The sequence below is a fragment of the Neisseria sp. P0021.S007 genome (assembly GCF_051956855.1).
In genome coordinates this window covers 1-488 of record NZ_JBQCXA010001392.1, presented here as the reverse complement: position 1 = coordinate 488, position 488 = coordinate 1, and the positions used below count along the sequence as shown (strand labels likewise).

2 pseudogenes are annotated in these 488 nt (G+C 47.7%); one reads left to right on the top strand and one right to left on the bottom strand.

The features are described 5' to 3' along the window. Positions 1–176 (top strand): annotated as a pseudogene (locus ACTHUR_RS19345) (NCS2 family permease); the annotation flags it as partial. Positions 177–259: 83 nt separating this feature from the next. Here ACTHUR_RS19345 and ACTHUR_RS19340 read toward each other — a convergent pair. Further along, positions 260–488, bottom strand: a pseudogene (locus ACTHUR_RS19340) (hypothetical protein); the annotation flags it as partial.

Here is a 488-nt window from a genome sequence, read left to right as displayed (position 1 = left end):
CGGCATTCCTGACCATCGTCTTCATGCCGTTTACCTACTCGATTGCCGACGGTATTGCGTTCGGCTTTATCAGCTACGCACTCATCAAGCTCTTGTGCAACCGCACCCAAGACGTACCGCCTATGGTATGGATTGTCGCCGTATTGTGGGCATTGAAATTCTGGTTCTTAGGTTAAACCGCTCAAAAGAACAGGCCGTCTGAAAACTTTTCAGACGGCCTGTTTTATTTTACCCAGCGTTTAAAGCTGTCGGTAAAAGATTATTTTTTCACTTTTTTAGCAGCAGGTTTAGCGGCAGCTTTCGCGCCTTTGTCCAATGCGCAGAAGCGGGTAATGATTTGATCAACCACTTCTTGTTTGCCGTTTACTTCGGTAGTACCACGGATAGTCAGCATATTGCCGTCAACTTTGTCTACGTTGGCTGCAGTGGCTGCTTCAGCAACCCAAGCGACATTGCCACCCCAGAATGCGTTTACATCTTTGCTGCTG